The sequence below is a fragment of the Flavobacterium sp. WC2409 genome (assembly GCF_041200085.1).
Classification (GTDB): Bacteria; Bacteroidota; Bacteroidia; order Flavobacteriales; family Flavobacteriaceae; genus Flavobacterium.
This window is the reverse complement of sequence record NZ_CP165625.1, coordinates 3,413,964-3,431,626: the sequence shown is the minus strand read 5'-3', so window position 1 is coordinate 3,431,626 and position 17,663 is coordinate 3,413,964. Positions and strand designations below refer to the sequence as shown.

The 17,663-nt window shown below is 33.4% G+C and carries 19 protein-coding genes; 10 read left to right on the top strand and 9 right to left on the bottom strand.

What is annotated here, in order from left to right; all coding sequences use genetic code 11:
- Positions 1 to 2: 2 nt before the first annotated feature.
- The 5 genes from hemE to hemA all read right to left on the bottom strand — a co-directional run bounded on the left by hemE (position 3) and on the right by hemA (position 4,547).
- The gene (hemE, locus tag AB3G34_RS14675) at positions 3 to 1,028 is read right to left on the bottom strand and encodes a uroporphyrinogen decarboxylase (RefSeq protein ID WP_369752885.1); all 1,026 of its coding nucleotides are present in this window, start codon (positions 1,026 to 1,028) and stop codon (positions 3 to 5) included.
- 62 nt (positions 1,029 to 1,090) lie between these two features.
- On the bottom strand, positions 1,091 to 1,783 hold the full coding sequence (locus AB3G34_RS14670; RefSeq protein ID WP_369752884.1) for a uroporphyrinogen-III synthase: 693 nt from the start codon (positions 1,781 to 1,783) through the stop codon (positions 1,091 to 1,093).
- Positions 1,783 to 2,709, bottom strand: coding sequence for a hydroxymethylbilane synthase (gene hemC / locus AB3G34_RS14665; protein WP_369752883.1), 927 nt, complete (start codon positions 2,707 to 2,709; stop codon positions 1,783 to 1,785). The genes AB3G34_RS14670 and hemC overlap by 1 nt, the downstream gene beginning before the upstream one ends.
- A 99-nt stretch (positions 2,710 to 2,808) precedes the next feature.
- The gene (locus AB3G34_RS14660) at positions 2,809 to 3,216 is read right to left on the bottom strand and encodes a GxxExxY protein (protein ID WP_369752882.1); all 408 of its coding nucleotides are present in this window, start codon (positions 3,214 to 3,216) and stop codon (positions 2,809 to 2,811) included.
- A 74-nt stretch (positions 3,217 to 3,290) separates the two neighbouring features.
- A complete protein-coding gene (gene hemA / locus AB3G34_RS14655; RefSeq protein ID WP_369752881.1) occupies positions 3,291 to 4,547 on the bottom strand; it encodes a glutamyl-tRNA reductase in 1,257 nt (418 codons plus the stop codon).
- Positions 4,548 to 4,775: 228 nt separating this feature from the next.
- On the opposite strand from hemA, the gene AB3G34_RS14650 reads away from it, so the two are divergent.
- The 7 genes from AB3G34_RS14650 (at position 4,776) to AB3G34_RS14620 (ending at position 11,576) form a co-directional block, all read left to right on the top strand.
- Positions 4,776 to 5,648 (top strand): helix-turn-helix domain-containing protein, encoded by an 873-nt coding sequence (locus AB3G34_RS14650; protein ID WP_369752880.1) that lies wholly within the window; start codon positions 4,776 to 4,778, stop codon positions 5,646 to 5,648.
- 163 nt (positions 5,649 to 5,811) lie between these two features.
- Entirely contained in the window at positions 5,812 to 6,843 is a 1,032-nt protein-coding gene (hemH, locus tag AB3G34_RS14645; protein WP_369752879.1) for a ferrochelatase, read from the top strand.
- Positions 6,844 to 8,199 carry an MATE family efflux transporter gene (locus tag AB3G34_RS14640; RefSeq protein WP_369752878.1) on the top strand — a complete coding sequence of 452 codons (1,356 nt, stop codon included), beginning with the start codon at positions 6,844 to 6,846 and terminating at the stop codon, positions 8,197 to 8,199. It abuts the gene before it with no gap.
- Complete coding sequence (locus AB3G34_RS14635) at positions 8,186 to 8,740, top strand: CopD family protein (RefSeq protein ID WP_367772815.1); 555 nt, start codon at positions 8,186 to 8,188, stop codon at positions 8,738 to 8,740. The genes AB3G34_RS14640 and AB3G34_RS14635 overlap by 14 nt, the downstream gene beginning before the upstream one ends.
- A gap of 59 nt (positions 8,741 to 8,799) precedes the next feature.
- Positions 8,800 to 10,215 carry a PAS domain-containing sensor histidine kinase gene (locus tag AB3G34_RS14630; RefSeq protein WP_367774083.1) on the top strand — a complete coding sequence of 472 codons (1,416 nt, stop codon included), beginning with the start codon at positions 8,800 to 8,802 and terminating at the stop codon, positions 10,213 to 10,215.
- Positions 10,216 to 10,224: 9 nt separating this feature from the next.
- Positions 10,225 to 11,007: an enoyl-CoA hydratase/isomerase family protein gene (locus AB3G34_RS14625; protein ID WP_367772813.1), complete on the top strand. Its 783-nt coding sequence runs from the start codon at positions 10,225 to 10,227 to the stop codon at positions 11,005 to 11,007.
- Positions 11,008 to 11,174: 167 nt separating this feature from the next.
- Positions 11,175 to 11,576 (top strand): hypothetical protein, encoded by a 402-nt coding sequence (locus AB3G34_RS14620; protein ID WP_367772811.1) that lies wholly within the window; start codon positions 11,175 to 11,177, stop codon positions 11,574 to 11,576.
- A 74-nt stretch (positions 11,577 to 11,650) separates the two neighbouring features.
- On the opposite strand, the gene AB3G34_RS14615 is transcribed toward AB3G34_RS14620, so the two are convergent.
- The 3 genes from AB3G34_RS14615 to AB3G34_RS14605 form a co-directional block, all read right to left on the bottom strand.
- Complete coding sequence (locus AB3G34_RS14615; RefSeq protein WP_367772809.1) at positions 11,651 to 12,304, bottom strand: HD domain-containing protein; 654 nt, start codon at positions 12,302 to 12,304, stop codon at positions 11,651 to 11,653.
- Positions 12,305 to 12,399: 95 nt separating this feature from the next.
- Complete coding sequence (locus AB3G34_RS14610; protein ID WP_367756267.1) at positions 12,400 to 13,386, bottom strand: acyl-ACP desaturase; 987 nt, start codon at positions 13,384 to 13,386, stop codon at positions 12,400 to 12,402.
- 10 nt (positions 13,387 to 13,396) lie between these two features.
- Positions 13,397 to 14,131 (bottom strand): lysophospholipid acyltransferase family protein, encoded by a 735-nt coding sequence (locus AB3G34_RS14605; RefSeq protein WP_367772807.1) that lies wholly within the window; start codon positions 14,129 to 14,131, stop codon positions 13,397 to 13,399.
- Positions 14,132 to 14,255: 124 nt separating this feature from the next.
- On the opposite strand from AB3G34_RS14605, the gene rnpA reads away from it, so the two are divergent.
- The 3 genes from rnpA to AB3G34_RS14590 all read left to right on the top strand — a co-directional run bounded on the left by rnpA (position 14,256) and on the right by AB3G34_RS14590 (position 17,210).
- On the top strand, positions 14,256 to 14,669 hold the full coding sequence (rnpA, locus tag AB3G34_RS14600) for a ribonuclease P protein component (protein WP_367756263.1): 414 nt from the start codon (positions 14,256 to 14,258) through the stop codon (positions 14,667 to 14,669).
- Positions 14,670 to 14,766: 97 nt separating this feature from the next.
- Positions 14,767 to 16,404: a S41 family peptidase gene (locus tag AB3G34_RS14595; protein WP_367772805.1), complete on the top strand. Its 1,638-nt coding sequence runs from the start codon at positions 14,767 to 14,769 to the stop codon at positions 16,402 to 16,404.
- Positions 16,404 to 17,210, top strand: coding sequence for an OmpA family protein (locus AB3G34_RS14590; protein WP_367772803.1), 807 nt, complete (start codon positions 16,404 to 16,406; stop codon positions 17,208 to 17,210). The genes AB3G34_RS14595 and AB3G34_RS14590 overlap by 1 nt, the downstream gene beginning before the upstream one ends.
- Here the strand turns inward: AB3G34_RS14590 and AB3G34_RS14585 are convergent.
- Positions 17,207 to 17,653 carry a GNAT family N-acetyltransferase gene (locus AB3G34_RS14585; RefSeq protein ID WP_367756257.1) on the bottom strand — a complete coding sequence of 149 codons (447 nt, stop codon included), beginning with the start codon at positions 17,651 to 17,653 and terminating at the stop codon, positions 17,207 to 17,209. The two genes, AB3G34_RS14590 and AB3G34_RS14585, sit on opposite strands and share 4 nt — an antisense overlap.
- Positions 17,654 to 17,663 lie beyond the last annotated feature (10 nt).

Genomic DNA, 17,663 nt, shown 5'->3' with positions numbered 1-17,663 from the left:
TCTTACTGATTGTATTCTTTCACTGCATCAATAAACGCTTTGGCGTGATCTACAGGAATATTTGGTAAAATACCGTGACCTAAATTCACGATGTATTTGTCTTTTCCAAATTCATCAATCATTTCGTGTACCATTTTCTTGATCACCGGAATTGGCGATAACAATCTTGATGGATCAAAATTACCTTGTAAGGTGATGTTTCCACCAGAAAGGTATCTCGCATTTCTAGGCGAGCAAGTCCAGTCTACTCCTAATGCAGAAGCTCGGCTTTTTCCCATTTCGCCAAGAGCGAACCAACATCCTTTTCCGAAAACAATTACTGGAGCGTCATCAGCCAATGCTTCGACGATTTGGTTGATGTATTTCCAAGAGAATTCTTGATAATCCACTGGTGATAACATTCCTCCCCAAGAGTCAAAAATTTGAACGGCATTTACACCCGCTTTTACTTTCTCTTTTAGGTATAAAATAGTGGTGTCTGTGATTTTTTGTAATAAAACATGTGCTGCTTCTGGATGTGAGAAACAAAAACCTTTCGCTTTATCAAAGCTTTTAGACCCTTGCCCTTCTACAGCATAGCACATAATTGTCCAAGGCGAACCTGCGAAACCAATTAATGGCACCTCATCGTTCAACATTTCCTTAGTCAATTTGATCGCATCAAAAACGTACCCTAAAGTTTCGTGAACATCAGGAACAATTACGTTCTCTACATCTTGAATCGTACGAATAGGATTTGGTAAATACGGACCAAAATTAGGTTTCATCTCTACATCAATTCCCATTGCTTGTGGAATCACTAAGATATCCGAGAACAGAATCGCAGCATCTGGAGCGATTCTACGAATAGGTTGCACGGTAATTTCGGCAGCCAATTCAGGTGTTTGACAACGAGTAAAGAAATCATATTTATCACGCAAAGCAATAAATTCAGGTAAATATCTACCCGCTTGACGCATCATCCATACTGGCGGACGCTGAACTGTTTCTCCCTTTAATGCTCTTAAAAATAAGTCGTTTTTTATCATTTTATTGCTATTGGCTAGTAGCTTGTGGCTTTTAGCGGATGGTTTATCTTGTTTTGTTTATTCTAATTACCTTCTTCAGGCATTGGTGCGTAATGCTGAATTACTTCGAAAATTACCTCTTCGATAGTAGGTACTTCAGGAATTACTATGTTTTTGATTTTCTTCTCTTCTAATGCAGCAGCTGTTGTACTGCCTATGCAAAAGCAGAATTCTTTTTTGATTTTATTATTCGATAAATAACTTTCAACCGCAGATGGGCTGAAGAACATAATCGCATCAAAATTCTCTTGCTCTGAAATCTTAAAAGGAGCCAATGTAGTTTGGTACACTTCGATTTCGTTGAAAGTAATTCCAGCGTTTTTTAAAGCTTCAGGTAAAGTCTCTTTACGCAAGTTTCCGCTGAAAAAAGTATAGCTTTCTTGGTTGTAAATTAAAGTGATGATTTCAGCTAATTCAGATGCGTAGTCCAAATAGACATCCACAGTAAAACCATTTGCTTCTAGTAATTCTTTGGTTTTAATCCCTACACAAAAAACAGGTTTAGACTTTAGCGCTTCCCAACCGTTTTGCTCCATCAAACTTAACACCGCATTTTGACTGCTAAAAATCAAGTTGTTGTTAATAGTATTCAGTTCAAAAAGGTTGTTTTTAATTTCGATAAAATCTTGTTCCAATAGATCAAAATTAGCATCAATAAATACTTGTCTTTGTTCTGCCGACAATGTTTTGGTGGATAAAATGCTTGTTTGGCTCATTATTTCTTCAAATTATTTTTTATTTCTGTCATCAATTTTGTTCCGCCAGTAGTAAGAATTTCTTGAGCCGAATAAAACCCTAATTTTTTCCATTCTTCGATAGGAACAATTTTGTCGATTTCGATCTTTTCTTTTCCGTCAAGCGAAAATAAAACGCCTTGAAAATGAATGGTATCTTCCTCTTCATTATACCTAGCTAAAGCTCCAATTGGTGCTGTACAGCCTCCTTCTAAAGTTTTAAGAAACTGGCGTTCTATATAGGTTACAATTTCGGTTTCAATATCATTTAAATGTGATAAAGCATCGAGTGTAAAAGCATCTTCTTGCATAGCAACTACTAACATCGCGCCTTGTGCAGGAGCAGGAATCATCCAATCTAAATTGATGAAATTCTCTGGTTTCAAGTTGATTCGCTCTAGACCCGCAGCTGCAAAAACAGCTCCGTTCCAGTCGCTTTCATTGAGTTTCTTCATGCGTGAATTTACATTTCCACGTAAGTCAACTACTTTATGTGTGGGGTATTTATTCAACCATTGTGCTTGACGACGCAAACTACCTGTAGCGATAGTTCCTGATTCATTAAGAAAATCAAGATTACCTTTATGAACTAAAATATCTAAAGTGCTTGCTCTTTCTAGAACTGCTGCTTGTACAATCCCTTTAGGTAGTGCTGTAGGAACATCTTTCATGGAATGCACTGCAATATCAACATCTCCATTTATCATGGCAACATCTAGAGTTTTTGTGAAAATTCCGGTGATTCCTAGTTCGTAAAGTGGTTTATCAAGAATGATATCACCTGTAGATTTTACAGCAACAATTTTAGTTTTATAGCCTAAATCCTTTAACTTTTTCTCTACAGTGTGTGCTTGCCAAAGTGCTAATTCGCTATCGCGAGTTCCTATTCGTATTGTCTTTTCTGCCATTATTATTTTTCGCAAATGATTTGAACCATTTAATTTTTTAACAATTTATTGTTTCTTTTTTTTAACCATTAAGAAATTAAGACTCATTAAGTATTATAATTATCCTTCCGATAACATTGAAAAATACTCATTTACAAAAGGTTTTAACGATTTAGTAATATTTGTTGTGTTGAAATTTATTAGCAAACCCTGAGGTCTTTCTAATATTTTCATATATGTTAACAACTGTGCTTCATGTATTGGTAATATTGTTTCTACTGATTTTAATTCAACTACAACTATATCATTTACTAACAAATCAATTCTTAAATTAGATTCTAACTCTAAATCATCATACACGATTTTAACACTCAATTGTTGTTTGACACCATAACCGTTCTTCTCTAATTCATATTTCAAACATTGTTCATACACACTTTCTAAAAGACCTGGCCCTAATTTCTTATGAACTTTTATAGCAAAACCAGTAATTTCAAAAGATAACTGCGTAACCTCCTTTTTAGTCATCGTACATAAAGTAATATTGATTTAAAACTAAATGAAACTTAATTTCTTAATGGTAAACAAAAGAAATGTTCCTGTTATTTTGCCGCTAACCCAATTTTAAAAACTTTCTCAATCCATTCAATACTTTCATCCACCATGGTGTCATCATCTTTTAAATGATTGGCAAAGTGAGTCGTTATTTTTTGGATGATTCTGGCGCTTATAATTTCGGCCTGTTCCTCGTTGAAATCGGCTATTTTTTTACTTTGAAAATTCAGTTCTGAGTTCTTGATTGCATTCAGTTTTTCTTTCAATGCGTGAATCGTAGGTGCAAATTTTCGCCCTTTTGTCCAAACATTAAATTCTTCTTTGATTTCCTCAATGATTGCTTCGGCTGCAGGAATATGATTCTTTCTATTTTCCAAGGTTTCATCTGTCAATTGCGACAAATAATCCATGTGAATTAGTGTAACTTCTTCCAACTCCTCTACATCAGCATTTACATTTTTAGGAATTGATAAATCTAAAATCAATAGCGGCTTTTTTAAGTTTAAAATTGCCTTATCTACAGTTGGGTTTTGAGCACCCGTAGCAACTACAACAACATCCGCTTTTTGTAATTCTAAGTGTAGTTCCGAATAATCTTTAACAATCAAATTTAGCTTTCCTGCTAGTTTTTCTGCTTTGTCTTTGGTCCTATTGATAAGTGTGATGTGCTCGTTCTTAGTGTGTTTAACCAAGTTTTCACATGTATTTCTACCTATTTTTCCTGTACCAAATAATAAAATGTTCTTGTTACCAATATCTTCAACATTCTTGATGATATATTGAACCGCCGCAAAAGAAACCGAAGTTGCTCCGGAGCTAATTTCGGTATCGTTTTTTATTTTTTTGCTCGCTTGAATCACTGCATTTACTAATCGTTCCATGAAATTATTAGCTAATCCCATCGATTTTGATTGCGTAAAACTGGATCGTATTTGAGATATAATTTCAAAATCACCTAGAATCTGACTGTCTAATCCAGTTCCTACTCTAAAAATGTGACCTATTGCTTCTTGGTTTTTATAGACAAAACCTACTTTTTGAAACTCTTCAACACTTCCATTACTGTTTTCACAAATCAATTTTATCAATTGAAAAGGGTGTTCTGCAAATCCGTAAATCTCGGTTCGGTTACAAGTCGAAGTAACAATTAAACTCTCGATTCCTTCGGTTTTTGCTTGTTCTAGCAAACGTGTTTTTGCTAAAGTATCTAAGCTGAATTTACCCCTCATCTCGGCATCCGCTTTTTTATAGCTTAGACCAACAGAATAAAAATAGTGATGCTTTGAAAGGTTATTATTTTTCATATTAATACTTTTCCAGAAAGTCGAACAAAATTATCACTATAGTCTTTATAAAAGTAACGCTGTAAGTACTATTTGTGTCGCTCTGTGTTTTTTTATTTCTAAAGTGCTAAAAATGGACAAAAAACGCTATTTTTGTACTGAAATCAAGTTGTCTGGCTCAATCTATTTAGAGTCGTTCTAAATAAATAATACTGATAATTATCATTTTACCTCAAAAAAAATGTCGCTATGGGTTCACAAGAAATTATAAAAATAGAGGATGATTTTACATTAATTCGCTTTCAAAATGACGGTGTTGAAACTTTTAATGCACAACGCGAAGTGAGTAGTGGGCTGATTCAGTTTCACTTTGGTCTAAAAGGAAGTGCTAAATTTATTTTCAACCAAGGAAATTATGCATTGGATTTAAAAGAAGAAAAATCGTTACTTTTATATAATCCACAAAAAGAATTGCCCTTAAATTTAGAATTGGCACCAAATTCATGGGTAATATCAGTAATTATCTCCATCAAAAAATTTCATGCGTTGTTTTCTGCAGAAGCGGATTATATTACTTTTTTAAGTGCAGACAATAAAGACAAAAAATACTATAACGAAGGAAACATTAGCCCGTCTATGGCAATTGTTTTGAGTCAGTTGTTTCATTATAATTTACATCCTTCTATAAAAAACCTATATTACAAAGGAAAAGGATATGAACTTCTAAGTTTGTATTTCAATAGAACTGAAGATCCTAATGCAGAACAATGTCCGTTTTTAATCGACGAAGACAATGTTATGAAAATTAGAAAAGCCAAAGAAATCATTATTGCCAATATGGCTGAACCACCTGGTTTACAAGAATTAGCCGATGAAATAGGTTTGAATTTGAAGAAATTAAAAATGGGTTTCAAACAAATTTATGGCGATACTGTTTATGGATTTCTATTTGATTATAAAATGGATTTTGCTCGAAAACTTCTTGACAGCGGTTCCTATAATGTAAATGAAGTAGGGTTGAAAATAGGCTATAGTACTGGAAGCCACTTTATAGCAGCTTTCAAGAAAAAATTTGCAACAACTCCCAAAAAATATTTGATGTCAATCAATCCAAACACCTAGTTAAGATTGATTTTCTATATTAAACAATAAATAAAAAATAGTTAATCCCAATTTATAAAAAAGTAAGTTTAGTTACTTTTACGAAACAAATTCCTCATTCTTCGAACACGAGGTTTTACCCGAACTGGCGAAGCAATGACAACAATGAAAAATTATATAATTTATGAAAGGTGTATTATTAGTAAATTTAGGTTCTCCCGAAAGTCCCACTCCCAAAGACGTTAAACCCTATTTAGATGAATTTTTAATGGATAAATACGTAATTGACGTTCCGTTTTTATTGAGAGCATTATTAGTTCGCGGAATTATTTTACAAACAAGACCTAAAAAATCGGCTGCTGCTTACGCAAAAATATGGTGGGACGAAGGTTCTCCATTAGTTGTCATTTCTAAAAGAATGTTTGCAAAAGTAAAACAACAAGTCGAAATACCCGTTTCTTTAGCGATGCGTTATGGAAACCCATCCATCTTATCTGGACTTCAAGAATTACGTGATAAAGGCGTGACTGAAGTGTTGCTTTTCCCTTTGTACCCGCAACATGCAATGGCATCAACTACAACAATACTAGTACTTGCTGAGGAATTACGTAAAAAACATTTCCCAGAAATGAAATTTACATCGGTACCTGCGTTTTACAATAAACCCGATTACATCCAAAACCTAGCGGATTCTATAAAAGGACATTTGGCTAATTTTGAATACGATCATTTATTGTTCTCTTATCATGGAATTCCAGAGCGTCACATTCGTAAAACAGATGTTACCAAATCCCATTGTACAATTGACGGTTCTTGCTGTAATACTCCTTCTCCAGCTCATGAATTTTGTTACCGTCACCAATGTTATGAAACGACAAAGCAAGTTGTAAAATTATTGGGTATTCCAGAAGGAAAATACAGCCAAACTTTTCAATCGCGATTAGCAGGAGACAAATGGCTTACTCCATACACTGATGTTGAAGTAAACAAAATGCCCGAGAAAGGGATCAAAAAACTAGCAGTTGTAACACCCGCTTTTGTATCCGATTGTTTAGAAACACTGGAAGAAATTGCCATGGAAGCCAACCACCAGTTCAAAGAACATGGAGGAGAAGAGTTCCTTGCAATCCCTTGTTTAAATGATGGAGATGAATGGTGCGGTACGGTAAGTAAATGGATTAACAATTGGGCAATGTCAAAAAATTTAAACTATTAAATGGCTGTAACTGCCGATGAATTAGGAACACAAGACATAAAGAAACTCTTGATTAAGCAAGCAGTTCCTGCATCAATAGGTATTCTCTTTATGTCAGTTAATATATTAATTGACACCATATTTGTAGGCCAATGGATCGGTTCATTAGCTATTGCGGCTGTCACTGTAGTTTTACCCATTACATTCTTTATTTCATCATTAGGAATGGCTATTGGTGTGGGTGGTGGTTCAGTCCTTTCGAGAGCTTTGGGTGCCAATAATAAAGAAAAAGCATTGCTTACCTTTGCCAATCAGATCTTGATGACTTTTCTATTGTCCTCACTTTTTGTAGTAATTGGAATTTTTTTTAGCAGTGAGATGTTATTGCTTTTTGGTGCAAAGGGCGCCATTGTAAAACCTGCAACAGCATTTTTCTTCCCCATTATATTTTCTGTGCCTTTTTTGGCACTTTGTATGATGGGAAATAATATTATAAGAGCCGAAGGAAAAGCAAAATTTGCGATGTTTGCCATGATAATTCCTGCATTTGTAAACATTGGTTTGGACATTCTTTTTATAAAAATTATGAATTTAGGAATGCATGGTGCAGCTTTGGCTACAGCCATATCCTACTTTATGTGTTTCTTGTTTGTACTTTGGTTTTTTGTATTTAAAAGTGAATTAAAACTTAAAAAGAAGCATTTTAAATTCAACTTTCCCATTATAAAAGAAATTACAGAACTTAGTTTTGTCACTTTTTCAAGACAAGGCGTAGTCAGTATTTTATCTATTATACTCAACCATACTTTATACACCTATGGTGGTGAACACGCCATTGCTATTTATGGAATAATCAGTAGAATGCTCATGTTTTGTTTATTCCCTATTTTAGGAATTACCCAAGGTTTCCTTCCCATTGCTGGGTATAACTATGGTGCCGGCAATTATAGCAGAGTAGAAGAAAGCATAACAATTTCCATTAAATACGCCGCACTTTTGGCAGCTATTATTTTTATTTTCATCTTGTTTTATGCAACACCAATTGTCGCAGTTTTCACTACAGATCCAAAAGTAATTGCAGAAACTCCCAATGCTTTACGATGGGTTTTTGCCGCTTCACCTATTATTGCGATACAATTAATTGGCGCAGCCTATTTTCAAGCTGTAGGAAAAGCAAAAAAAGCTTTATTGTTGACATTAAGCAAACAAGGATTTTTCTTAATTCCATTAGTACTCATACTACCAAATTTTTTCGGTATTTTTGGAGTATGGGTTGCCTTTCCAATTGCAGACGTATTGTCAACACTACTTACAGGCTATTTTTTAAAAAAAGAAATCAATCTTAAATCGATTAAAAATCAAGATGGAATATTATAATTATCTAAAATCCTTACACCTCATCTTTGTAATCACTTGGTTTGCAGGTTTATTTTACATTGTTCGGTTATTTGTATACCAAATTGAAGCCGCTCAGAAACCTTCTCCAGAAAAAGAAATATTACAAAAACAGTATAAAATAATGACGTATCGTCTGTGGTATATCATCACTTGGCCGTCAGCAATTTTAGCGAGTATATTTGCATTTTGGATGTTGCTTTTTACAGACTTAGGAAAATCATGGTTGCAAATGCCTTGGATGCATGTAAAACTTGGCTTTGTATTTGTATTGTATTTATATCATGGAAAATGCCATCAAATATTCAAGCAATTGCAAAACGACGAAGTAAAATATACAACAAATTTTATGCGCCTTTGGAATGAAGGAGCTACAATCATCCTTTTTGCAGTAGTCTTTTTAGTTGTTCTAAAAAATGCGGTCAATTGGATTTATGGTGTTGTTGGAATTTTTTTATTTTCAATTTTAATCATGTTAGGATTTAAATTTTATAAAAAAATTCGAGAAAAAAATCAATCATAATTATGCTAAAGGGGTTCAAATTATCTATGCTTTCACTGCGAATTCGAATTTTTCTTTCGATGATCGTATTGATAATTGTAGCCTCTGTTTTACTTGCTTCTATTTCAATAATCCAATTTAAAAACGAAGCCAAAGAATACCATCAAGAGCGATTAGAACGCAAAGAAAATGCAGTACGTGAGCATATTAATTATGTCCTTTCCACTACTACATATCCTTTGACTACAGAGAATTTAGATTTAATATTCAAAGATAAAATCCATGAACTGGCCCACATTCATAATATTGAAATAAACATCTACAGTTTAGACGGAAAGCTATTAAAATCATCCAAAGAATCCTTTTCGGTGGATAGCGTTTCTCCTCCTATTCCTAAATACATTCTAAAACTAGTTCGGTCTTCAATTGAAAAGCGATATGTAGACATAAAGACCGTAAATGGAGTTAAAAACCGGTCTTCTTTTACACAAATTAAGGACGATAAATTCAAGCCGTTAGGGATTTTAAACCTCCCTTATCTGGAAGATGACGGATTTTATGACAAGGAATTAAATAGTTTCCTCATTCGTTTAGGCCAAGTATATTCCTTCATGTTAATTGTTGCCTTTGCATTAGCTTACTTTCTTTCCTCTTACATTACAAAATCGTTAAAGACTATTTCTGACCGATTATACGAAACGAGTTTGAATCAAAAAAACAAGAAAATTGTATTAGAAGCTAGCAGCAAAGAAATAAATTTATTGATTACGGCTTACAATCGAATGGTGGACGAACTAGAAATTAGTGCTGTAAAACTGGCACAAAGTGAAAGAGAGGAAGCTTGGCGCGAAATGGCCAAACAAGTGGCTCATGAAATCAAAAATCCGTTGACTCCTATGAGATTAACGGTACAAAGTTTTCAACGAAAATTTGACCCAACCGCTGCCGATGTTAAACAAAAAATGAATGATTATTCAGAAACATTAATCCAGCAAATTGATACTATGAACGCTGTTGCTTCTGCTTTTTCTAATTTTGCCTCTATGCCTGCGCAGCAAAACGAGACGTTGAATGTTGTTGAAGTTGTCGAATTGACCTTAGATATTTTCAATGAAGAGGAGATTGTTTTTAAAAGTGAATCTCCAGAGATCATATCTAAAATTGACCGAACACAACTCATCCGCATTATAACCAACTTGGTTAAAAATGCCATTCAGTCTATTCCAGAACAACAAGATGACAAAACAGTGCATGTAACGGTTAAAAGAGATAATGATAAAGTATTAATTATGGTTAAGGATAATGGAATAGGAATTAAACCTGAGGATATTAGCCGTATATTTGAACCTAAGTTTACTACTAAAAATAGTGGAATGGGATTAGGTCTTGGTATTATCAAAAATATTATTGAAAATTATAAAGGAACAATTACCTTTGAAACAGAATATGGACAAGGAACTACTTTTACGGTTTCTTTACCAATAATTAACTCTTAATTTACTACAATGAGCTACGAAAACCTACTTATTACTTCCGAAAATAATATTGCTACCATAACGATTAACCGCCCTACAAAGTTGAATGCGCTGAACAGATTGACTATTCAAGAATTGCATCAAGCATTTCAAGAATTTGAAAAAAGTCACGATATAAGAGTAATTATCTTGACTGGTAGCGGAGAAAAAGCGTTTGTCGCTGGAGCAGATATTGCTGAATTTGCTGATTTTTCTGTGGAAGAGGGAGTTCAGTTAGCAGCTCAAGGACAAGACACTTTATTTAATTTTGTTGAAAACCTTAAAATCCCAGTAATAGCAGCCATTAACGGCTTTGCTTTAGGTGGCGGTTTAGAACTCGCTATGGCTTGTCATATTAGAGTAGCATCAGAAAATGCAAAAATGGGCTTGCCAGAAGTATCTCTAGGAGTTATCCCAGGTTATGGAGGTACACAACGTTTGCCACAATTGATTGGTAAAGGACGTGCCATGGAAATGATTATGACGGCAGGAATGGTTAACGCTGATGAAGCATACAGAACAGGCTTAGTGAATCACATCGTTTCTCAAGCGGACCTTTTGGATTTCTGTAATGGAATAGCTCAAAAAATCATGAAAAATTCTCCGGTAGCAATTAGCATGGCAATCAATGCAATCAATGCAAATTATAAAGAAGGAGAAAATGGTTTTCAAACAGAAATAAAATCCTTTGGAAAATGTTTTGGAACCGAAGACTTTAAAGAAGGGACTACTGCTTTTTTAGAAAAAAGAAAAGCCGTTTTTACTGGAGAGTAAATCTTTACATTTGAAAATAAACCGCAGATTCACAGAATATAAAGCTATGAATCTGCGGTTTTCTATTTATAAAAACAAAGTTTTCATAGAATACATTCCTCTTTTCACTTACAAAACCTAATTTTGCACTCTCCATTTTTGAGAAAATCAAACCTAAAAATAAACTCATGTCATACGAACCAATATTTGCCCTTTTTTGGGAAAGCGTAAAAAAAAGCATTCAAGAAGGTACTTATGCCAAATTAACTTTGGCAAAAACCATAGGTGATACCGAATTGAAAAATATTTATATACGACCCGTTTTATTAGATGAAGGTGGATACACACTTTCGCTTATGGCTCGTTATAAAACAGAAGAAGTGGAAAGTTTTCACACTTTGGAAGATGCCTATGCAATTTTGTTTCCCTATATGAACAATCCATTTTTGACTGCTTTATTATTCACAACCGAAAATGACATCACTTTTAAACTGAATAAAAAAAGGGTTGGAAGTATTATTGAACAAGCGCCTACCTTTAAAAATGCGTCGGATGTAATAATCGAAATGAAAGAAAAAGGGATTATTTAAGATATTCGATTTTTAATTAACGATTTTTGATTTCAATCAGCAATCAAAAATCGTTAATCTTCATTCATGAATCATTATTTTTCCCCATCCCATTCCGCATAAAACTGGGACAAAAACCCTTCCATATAACGGTGTCTTTCTGTTGCAATGGCTTTTCCTGAAGGAGTATTCATTTTATCTTTTAAGAGTAATAATTTTTCATAAAAATGATTGATTGTTGGAGCCTCATTATTTTTGTACTCTTCTTTATTCATTTTTGTGTTTGGAGCAATATTAGGGTCATACAGCGCTCTATTTTTGAATCCGCCATAATTGAACGTTCTCGCGATTCCAATAGCTCCAATAGCGTCTAAACGATCTGCATCTTGAACAATATCCAATTCTATAGACGAGAAATTCTTTTCAAAATTCCCACCTTTAAAAGAGATGTTTTCAATGATTTTTACAACATGATCAATAATAGATTCATCTACATTTTCATATTCTAGAAATGTTCGTGCCGTTTTGGGGCCTATTGTTTCATCACCGCCATGAAATTTGCTATCGGCAATATCATGAAGTAACGCTCCTAATTTCACCACAGTTAAGTCACAAGCTTCCTCATTAGCAATCAATATACTGTTCTTATACACCCTTTCGATATGAAACCAGTCATGTCCACCCTCAGCATTATTGAGTTTTTCTTTTACAAAAGCGATTGTTTTACTAATAATATCTGTGTTGTTCATTTTTTATAATTTTAAAAAAAATGTTGATTTTCAAAGTTTTAACACTTTAAAAATCAACATTTATATATTTGAATCTATCTATTCAGTCATAAAGACTATAATCTTGCAGGTTCAACCCATTTAAAAATATGAGTTTCTTGAGGAATTACAATTCTTTCCGAAATTCTAGCCATTCTTGCTGGTAGTTTCATCAAGTAATCCCGCGCTTTCTCGGCTTCATCCGTTAAACCTGAGATTTTATCAATTTCCCATTTGTCAATTAATTTTTGCATGATTTCGACATAATCATTAGCTGTGTAAACACCAATACGTTGTGCTGAATCAGAGAATAATTCAAAAGCAGAACTAATTTTTGCTCCTGATTCTCTCAAGAAATGCGCTGGCATCACAATTTTAGCTTTCATCATGTATTGAAAAGCAAGCATCATTTCGCTAGGATCAATTTTGAAAATCTGATTTACAAATTCACTATACGCATGGTGATGACGCATTTCGTCACCAGCAATCATTTTACACATTTTAGCTAATTTTTTATCTCCATAGCTTTTCGCTAATTGAGAAACTCTATTGTGAGAAACATAAGTAGCTAATTCTTGAAAACTAGTGTAAACAAAGTTCTTATAAGGATCTCTACCAGTACCAATATCAAAACCGTCGTTGATAAGATGCTGTGTTGTCATTTCAATTTCGCGCATATTTACACGACCAGATAAATACAAATATTTATTTAGTAAATCTCCATGACGGTTTTCTTCACCTGTCCACTGACGAACCCATTGGGCCCAACCGTTTCTCTCTAGATTATCTACACCTTCAACTTCCATTAACCAGTTTTCATAGGTTGGCAAAGCCTCTTCGGTAATCATATCTCCTACCATTGCTACCCAGAAATCGTAAGGTAAGTCCTTAGATATTTCACGTAACTCTTTTACTTCTTCTAAGAAATTATCGCTTTCAGAATTAGGTAAAAAATCAGAGGGTTGCCATATTTCTTCAACAGGTATTAAATACTGATCAACATAGCTTGCCACGTTTTTTTCTAAAAACTGCATTACTTCTAATCGAATGTTTTTTATTGACATTTTATATAAATTAAAATTTTATTCCTTTTACTATGGCGCTTTCAGCCTTTTCTATGATCTCTTCAAATTTAAATTCACTTACCTTTAAAGGCTTATGAATTACAAAGGTAAGGCGATTTCCTAAACCAAGTGGAAAAAAACCATATTTCACCACTTTCCATGAATTATTTATACTTATTGGAACTACATAAGCCGATGGAGCATACTTGCACAATATCTTTAGTCCGCTTTGTGCAAACGGTTTTGGATGACCCGTTTTACTTCGTGTTCCTTCAGGGAAAATTACAGCTGAACGATTGTTTTTTTCAATATACTCGGATAATCCTTTAATTGCTGGTATGGCTTGTTTTGGATCTTTTCTATCAATAAGCGCTGAACCTCCGTGTCTTAAATTATACGAAACACTTGGAATTCCTTTACCCAATTCCTTTTTGCTGACAAACTTACAATGAAAACGACGCATAAACCAAATCATCGCTATGATATCATACATGCTTTGATGATTGGATACAAATATTAATGGAACTCCTTCAGGAATGCTATCCAGATTTTCAAACTTGTAGGTTGTCCCTAAAAGATTTGTGCATTTGAGTAAAAAAAAATTTAGATAATCAACGCTCACTTTATGGGCTTGATATCCAAATAAATTAAAACAAACCCATTGAATAGGATGAAACACAACCAACGTAAGACCAAAACACAAATAATATATGACGGATATGGGATACGAAATCAGTTTTTGCATGCTAAATAAATTAGACACAAAAGTAATAAATATATTTTTAGTGGTATTTAATTCCTAAACAATAATAGGTTTCGGGTTTAATTGTACCTTTGCTTTTTAGAAATCTTTGCCTTTTTTTATAGAAATGAACTTCACTTATTCCAAAAACGAAAAACTTAAAAGTAAAATTACGATTGGATTATTGTTTTCTGAAGGGAAATCGGTTTCCAAATACCCTTTACGATTGGTTTACTATGCAGATGACACCGTTGATGCTCAAAAAATAAAAATGGGCGTTTCTGTTTCGAAAAAGCACTTTAAAAAAGCGGTTGACCGAAATTATTTCAAACGAGTGCTCCGGGAAACCTACCGCCTTAACAAGCATCTCCTTATTGATAGTTTAGATAAACCCTATGCTTTTATGTTTTTTTACCAAAGCAAAGACCGCCTATCATTCGAAGAAATCAATACCAAAACAATTCAATTGTTTGAGAAGTTTATAGCTCAAACTGCAAAAAAAGAAACCCATGAAAATGGGAATGATTCTATTACGGGATAATTTTTCTTTTTTCAAATAAAATGAACATACAGTTTACTACATAAATGAATTTATTATTGCTTAATTTAGTAATCTTTAAAGTTAGAATCTAAATGCTATGGCCCCTTTTTTCAAAAAAAAATACATCATCCCTATTGTCGCTTCGGCCTTTATATTTGTAGGTGCGAGTTTCAAAAACGATTTTTTTGAAATTGCGAAGCAAATAGAAATATTCACTACTCTTTTCAAGGAATTGAACACTAATTATGTGGACGAAACAAATCCGGGAGAGTTAATGGATAGCGCTATCAAAGGAATGCTAGCCAGTCTTGACCCTTACACTGTTTATTTCAATGAGCAAGATGTATTACGATTTAAAATAAACAACACTGGCGAATATACCGGAATAGGCGCTTTAATTACTCGAAAACAAGATAAATTAATAATTAAAGAAATCTATAAAAATTTCCCTGCCGATAAAGCAGGTTTCAAACCTGGAGATGAAATTATACAAATAGGTGATGTGCTTTTATCTGAATTCAAAGAGGATGCTTCACAATTATTAAAAGGGGCAAAAAACACCAAAATTGACATCAAATACATCCGTCAAGGTAAGGTGAATACGGCACAGATTATTTTGGACGAAGTTGAAATCAAATCAGTTCCCTTCTTCACCAAAATAGATGAAAAAACGGGCTATATTGTTTTAGCTCATTTTAACAAAAAAGCATCTAATGAAACCAAAGAAGCATTAGAATCACTAAAGAGACAAGGTGCCGAAAGAATCATTTTAGATTTACGAGGAAATCCAGGCGGGCTTTTAAATGAAGCCGTGAACATTTGTAATTTATTTGTACCAAAAAATGAAGTCATTGTCACTACAAAATCAAAAATTGAAAACCACAACAACACTTATAAAACCGCTTTTGACCCTGTAGACACTCAAATTCCATTAGTTATTATTGTAAACGGAAGAAGTGCATCAGCATCTGAAATTGTTTCGGGAGCCTTACAAGATTTAGACCGCGCCGTTATTGTGGGGAGTAGAAGTTTTGGGAAAGGACTCGTGCAAAAACCAATTGATTTGACCTACAATACCCAGCTAAAAGTAACTATTTCTCGTTATTATACTCCGTCAGGACGTTGCATTCAAGCATTAGACTATGCACATAAAGACAAAAATGGAGTAGCAACAAGAACTTCTGAAAAAAATTACAATGCTTTTAAAACACGTAAAGGAAGAACGGTTTATGATGGTGGAGGCGTTTCTCCTGATATCGAACTTAAAGAATCAAACACTAGTGTTATCACTGATGCTTTACTAAAAAATGATGGTATCTTTAATTATGTAACTCGTTATTATTATAAGAATCCAAATCTAGGAGATAAAATCCCCACTATAACTGATGCCGATTATCAAGATTTCAAACTGTTTTTAAAAGCAGAAAAATTCTCTTTTGATACGGAAACAGAATTGGCTTTAAAGAATACTTTGGCTGTAGCCAAAAAAGAAAAAATTGACGATACTATTAGTACTGAATATCAACAATTACTAAATGCTCTTCAAAAGAGTGAAGAAACACAATTAGACAAAAATAAAGAAGAAATTAAAAAAATTATTGTTGAAGAAATCATTAAAAGATATCAATATCAAGAAGGATTTTATCAATATTATATAAAAAACAATTCGGAAATTCAAAAATCAATCGACATTTTAAACAATACCACAAACTATAAAAACATCCTGAAAATTTAATGCTCAACTATTTAAAGTTAATTACATTACTGTCTTTTGGTTGTCTTTTTGCGCAAGAAAAAAAAGTCGAAACAATCTATTTTGATTTTGATAAATATAGTATTGACAATCAACAAGAACAAGCCATTCTTGATTTTGTCATAAAAGCGGATACCACAGTTATAGAATCCATACAAATTTATGGCTACTGTGACGATAGAGGCAATAATGACTATAACTATAAATTATCCGAAGACAGAGTTAACACTGTAAAAGCAGTACTCACTTCTCATGGATTTAATAAAAATAAAATTTTAATTATTGAAGGAAAAGGGCGCGTAATAATAACAGAAGATGTCTTCGCAAACTTAGCAGAAATTCGCTCCAAAAATAGACGTGTAGATTTATTAATAGTTAAAAAAAATAGTTTTGGAAAAGGAATTTATAATTCTATTCAAGAGAAGCATAGTGTAGGTGATCGTATTTATTTTGAAAATATCCTATTTCAACTTGGAAGTAGTAAATTAAGTTCAAACTCAAAAAAGGAGTTGGATAAGATTGCCGAACAACTTCAGAAAAACAAAAATATTGAATTTGAAATTAGAGGTCATGTGTGCTGTACTCCCAGCTACTATTATGATGCAATTGATCGGGCAACCAACGAAAGAAAATTGTCTTTAAATAGGGCCAAAATTGTATTCTGGTATTTAATTTCAAAAAATGTCAATAGCCTTCGAATGACTTATAAAGGTTGTGGAAACAAATTCCCCTTGGGAAAAGGGGAAGCGGTTGATCGTAGAGTGGAGTTTTTAATTACTAAGATTTAATCCTTTGTCATCTCAATATGTGGAATATCATCCTCTAAATACATTTCACTCGTTTGAACAAATCCATGACTTTCATAAAATTTTTTTAAATACAATTGAGCACCAATCGTAATTTTACTTTGGTTAAAGTGTTGTTTAATTCCAGCAATTGCTTCTCGCATTAAATCATGCCCCCATTTTCTGTCGCGATAATTTGCATCTACAACTACTCTACCTATTGAAGCATTATCAAAACTAATTCCTGCTTTAAAAAGGCGAGCGTGTGCCACAATTTTACCATCATATTCCGCAAAAAGATGCAATGCAATCTTATCCTTGCCGTCAAGGTCCAAATAAACACAGTTTTGCTCCACTACAAAGATCTCACTTCTTAATTTTAGTAAATCATATAGCTCATGAACTGAAAGTGCGTCAAAAGGCTTTATTTTCCATTCTATTGTCATTGGTAATTGT

What these genes read in the sequence shown, in the direction of transcription:
- hemE (WP_369752885.1), bottom strand. Translation starts at nt 1,028, where the DNA reads ATGATAAAAAACGACTTATTTTTAAGAGCATTAAAGGGAGAAACAGTT.
- AB3G34_RS14670 (WP_369752884.1), bottom strand. Translation starts at nt 1,783, where the DNA reads ATGAGCCAAACAAGCATTTTATCCACCAAAACATTGTCGGCAGAACAA.
- hemC (WP_369752883.1), bottom strand. Translation starts at nt 2,709, where the DNA reads ATGGCAGAAAAGACAATACGAATAGGAACTCGCGATAGCGAATTAGCA.
- AB3G34_RS14660 (WP_369752882.1), bottom strand. Translation starts at nt 3,216, where the DNA reads ATGACTAAAAAGGAGGTTACGCAGTTATCTTTTGAAATTACTGGTTTT.
- hemA (WP_369752881.1), bottom strand. Translation starts at nt 4,547, where the DNA reads ATGAAAAATAATAACCTTTCAAAGCATCACTATTTTTATTCTGTTGGT.
- AB3G34_RS14650 (WP_369752880.1), top strand. Translation starts at nt 4,776, where the DNA reads ATGGGTTCACAAGAAATTATAAAAATAGAGGATGATTTTACATTAATT.
- hemH (WP_369752879.1), top strand. Translation starts at nt 5,812, where the DNA reads ATGAAAGGTGTATTATTAGTAAATTTAGGTTCTCCCGAAAGTCCCACT.
- AB3G34_RS14640 (WP_369752878.1), top strand. Translation starts at nt 6,844, where the DNA reads ATGGCTGTAACTGCCGATGAATTAGGAACACAAGACATAAAGAAACTC.
- AB3G34_RS14635 (WP_367772815.1), top strand. Translation starts at nt 8,186, where the DNA reads ATGGAATATTATAATTATCTAAAATCCTTACACCTCATCTTTGTAATC.
- AB3G34_RS14630 (WP_367774083.1), top strand. Translation starts at nt 8,800, where the DNA reads ATGATCGTATTGATAATTGTAGCCTCTGTTTTACTTGCTTCTATTTCA.
- AB3G34_RS14625 (WP_367772813.1), top strand. Translation starts at nt 10,225, where the DNA reads ATGAGCTACGAAAACCTACTTATTACTTCCGAAAATAATATTGCTACC.
- AB3G34_RS14620 (WP_367772811.1), top strand. Translation starts at nt 11,175, where the DNA reads ATGTCATACGAACCAATATTTGCCCTTTTTTGGGAAAGCGTAAAAAAA.
- AB3G34_RS14615 (WP_367772809.1), bottom strand. Translation starts at nt 12,304, where the DNA reads ATGAACAACACAGATATTATTAGTAAAACAATCGCTTTTGTAAAAGAA.
- AB3G34_RS14610 (WP_367756267.1), bottom strand. Translation starts at nt 13,386, where the DNA reads ATGTCAATAAAAAACATTCGATTAGAAGTAATGCAGTTTTTAGAAAAA.
- AB3G34_RS14605 (WP_367772807.1), bottom strand. Translation starts at nt 14,131, where the DNA reads ATGCAAAAACTGATTTCGTATCCCATATCCGTCATATATTATTTGTGT.
- rnpA (WP_367756263.1), top strand. Translation starts at nt 14,256, where the DNA reads ATGAACTTCACTTATTCCAAAAACGAAAAACTTAAAAGTAAAATTACG.
- AB3G34_RS14595 (WP_367772805.1), top strand. Translation starts at nt 14,767, where the DNA reads ATGGCCCCTTTTTTCAAAAAAAAATACATCATCCCTATTGTCGCTTCG.
- AB3G34_RS14590 (WP_367772803.1), top strand. Translation starts at nt 16,404, where the DNA reads ATGCTCAACTATTTAAAGTTAATTACATTACTGTCTTTTGGTTGTCTT.
- AB3G34_RS14585 (WP_367756257.1), bottom strand. Translation starts at nt 17,653, where the DNA reads ATGACAATAGAATGGAAAATAAAGCCTTTTGACGCACTTTCAGTTCAT.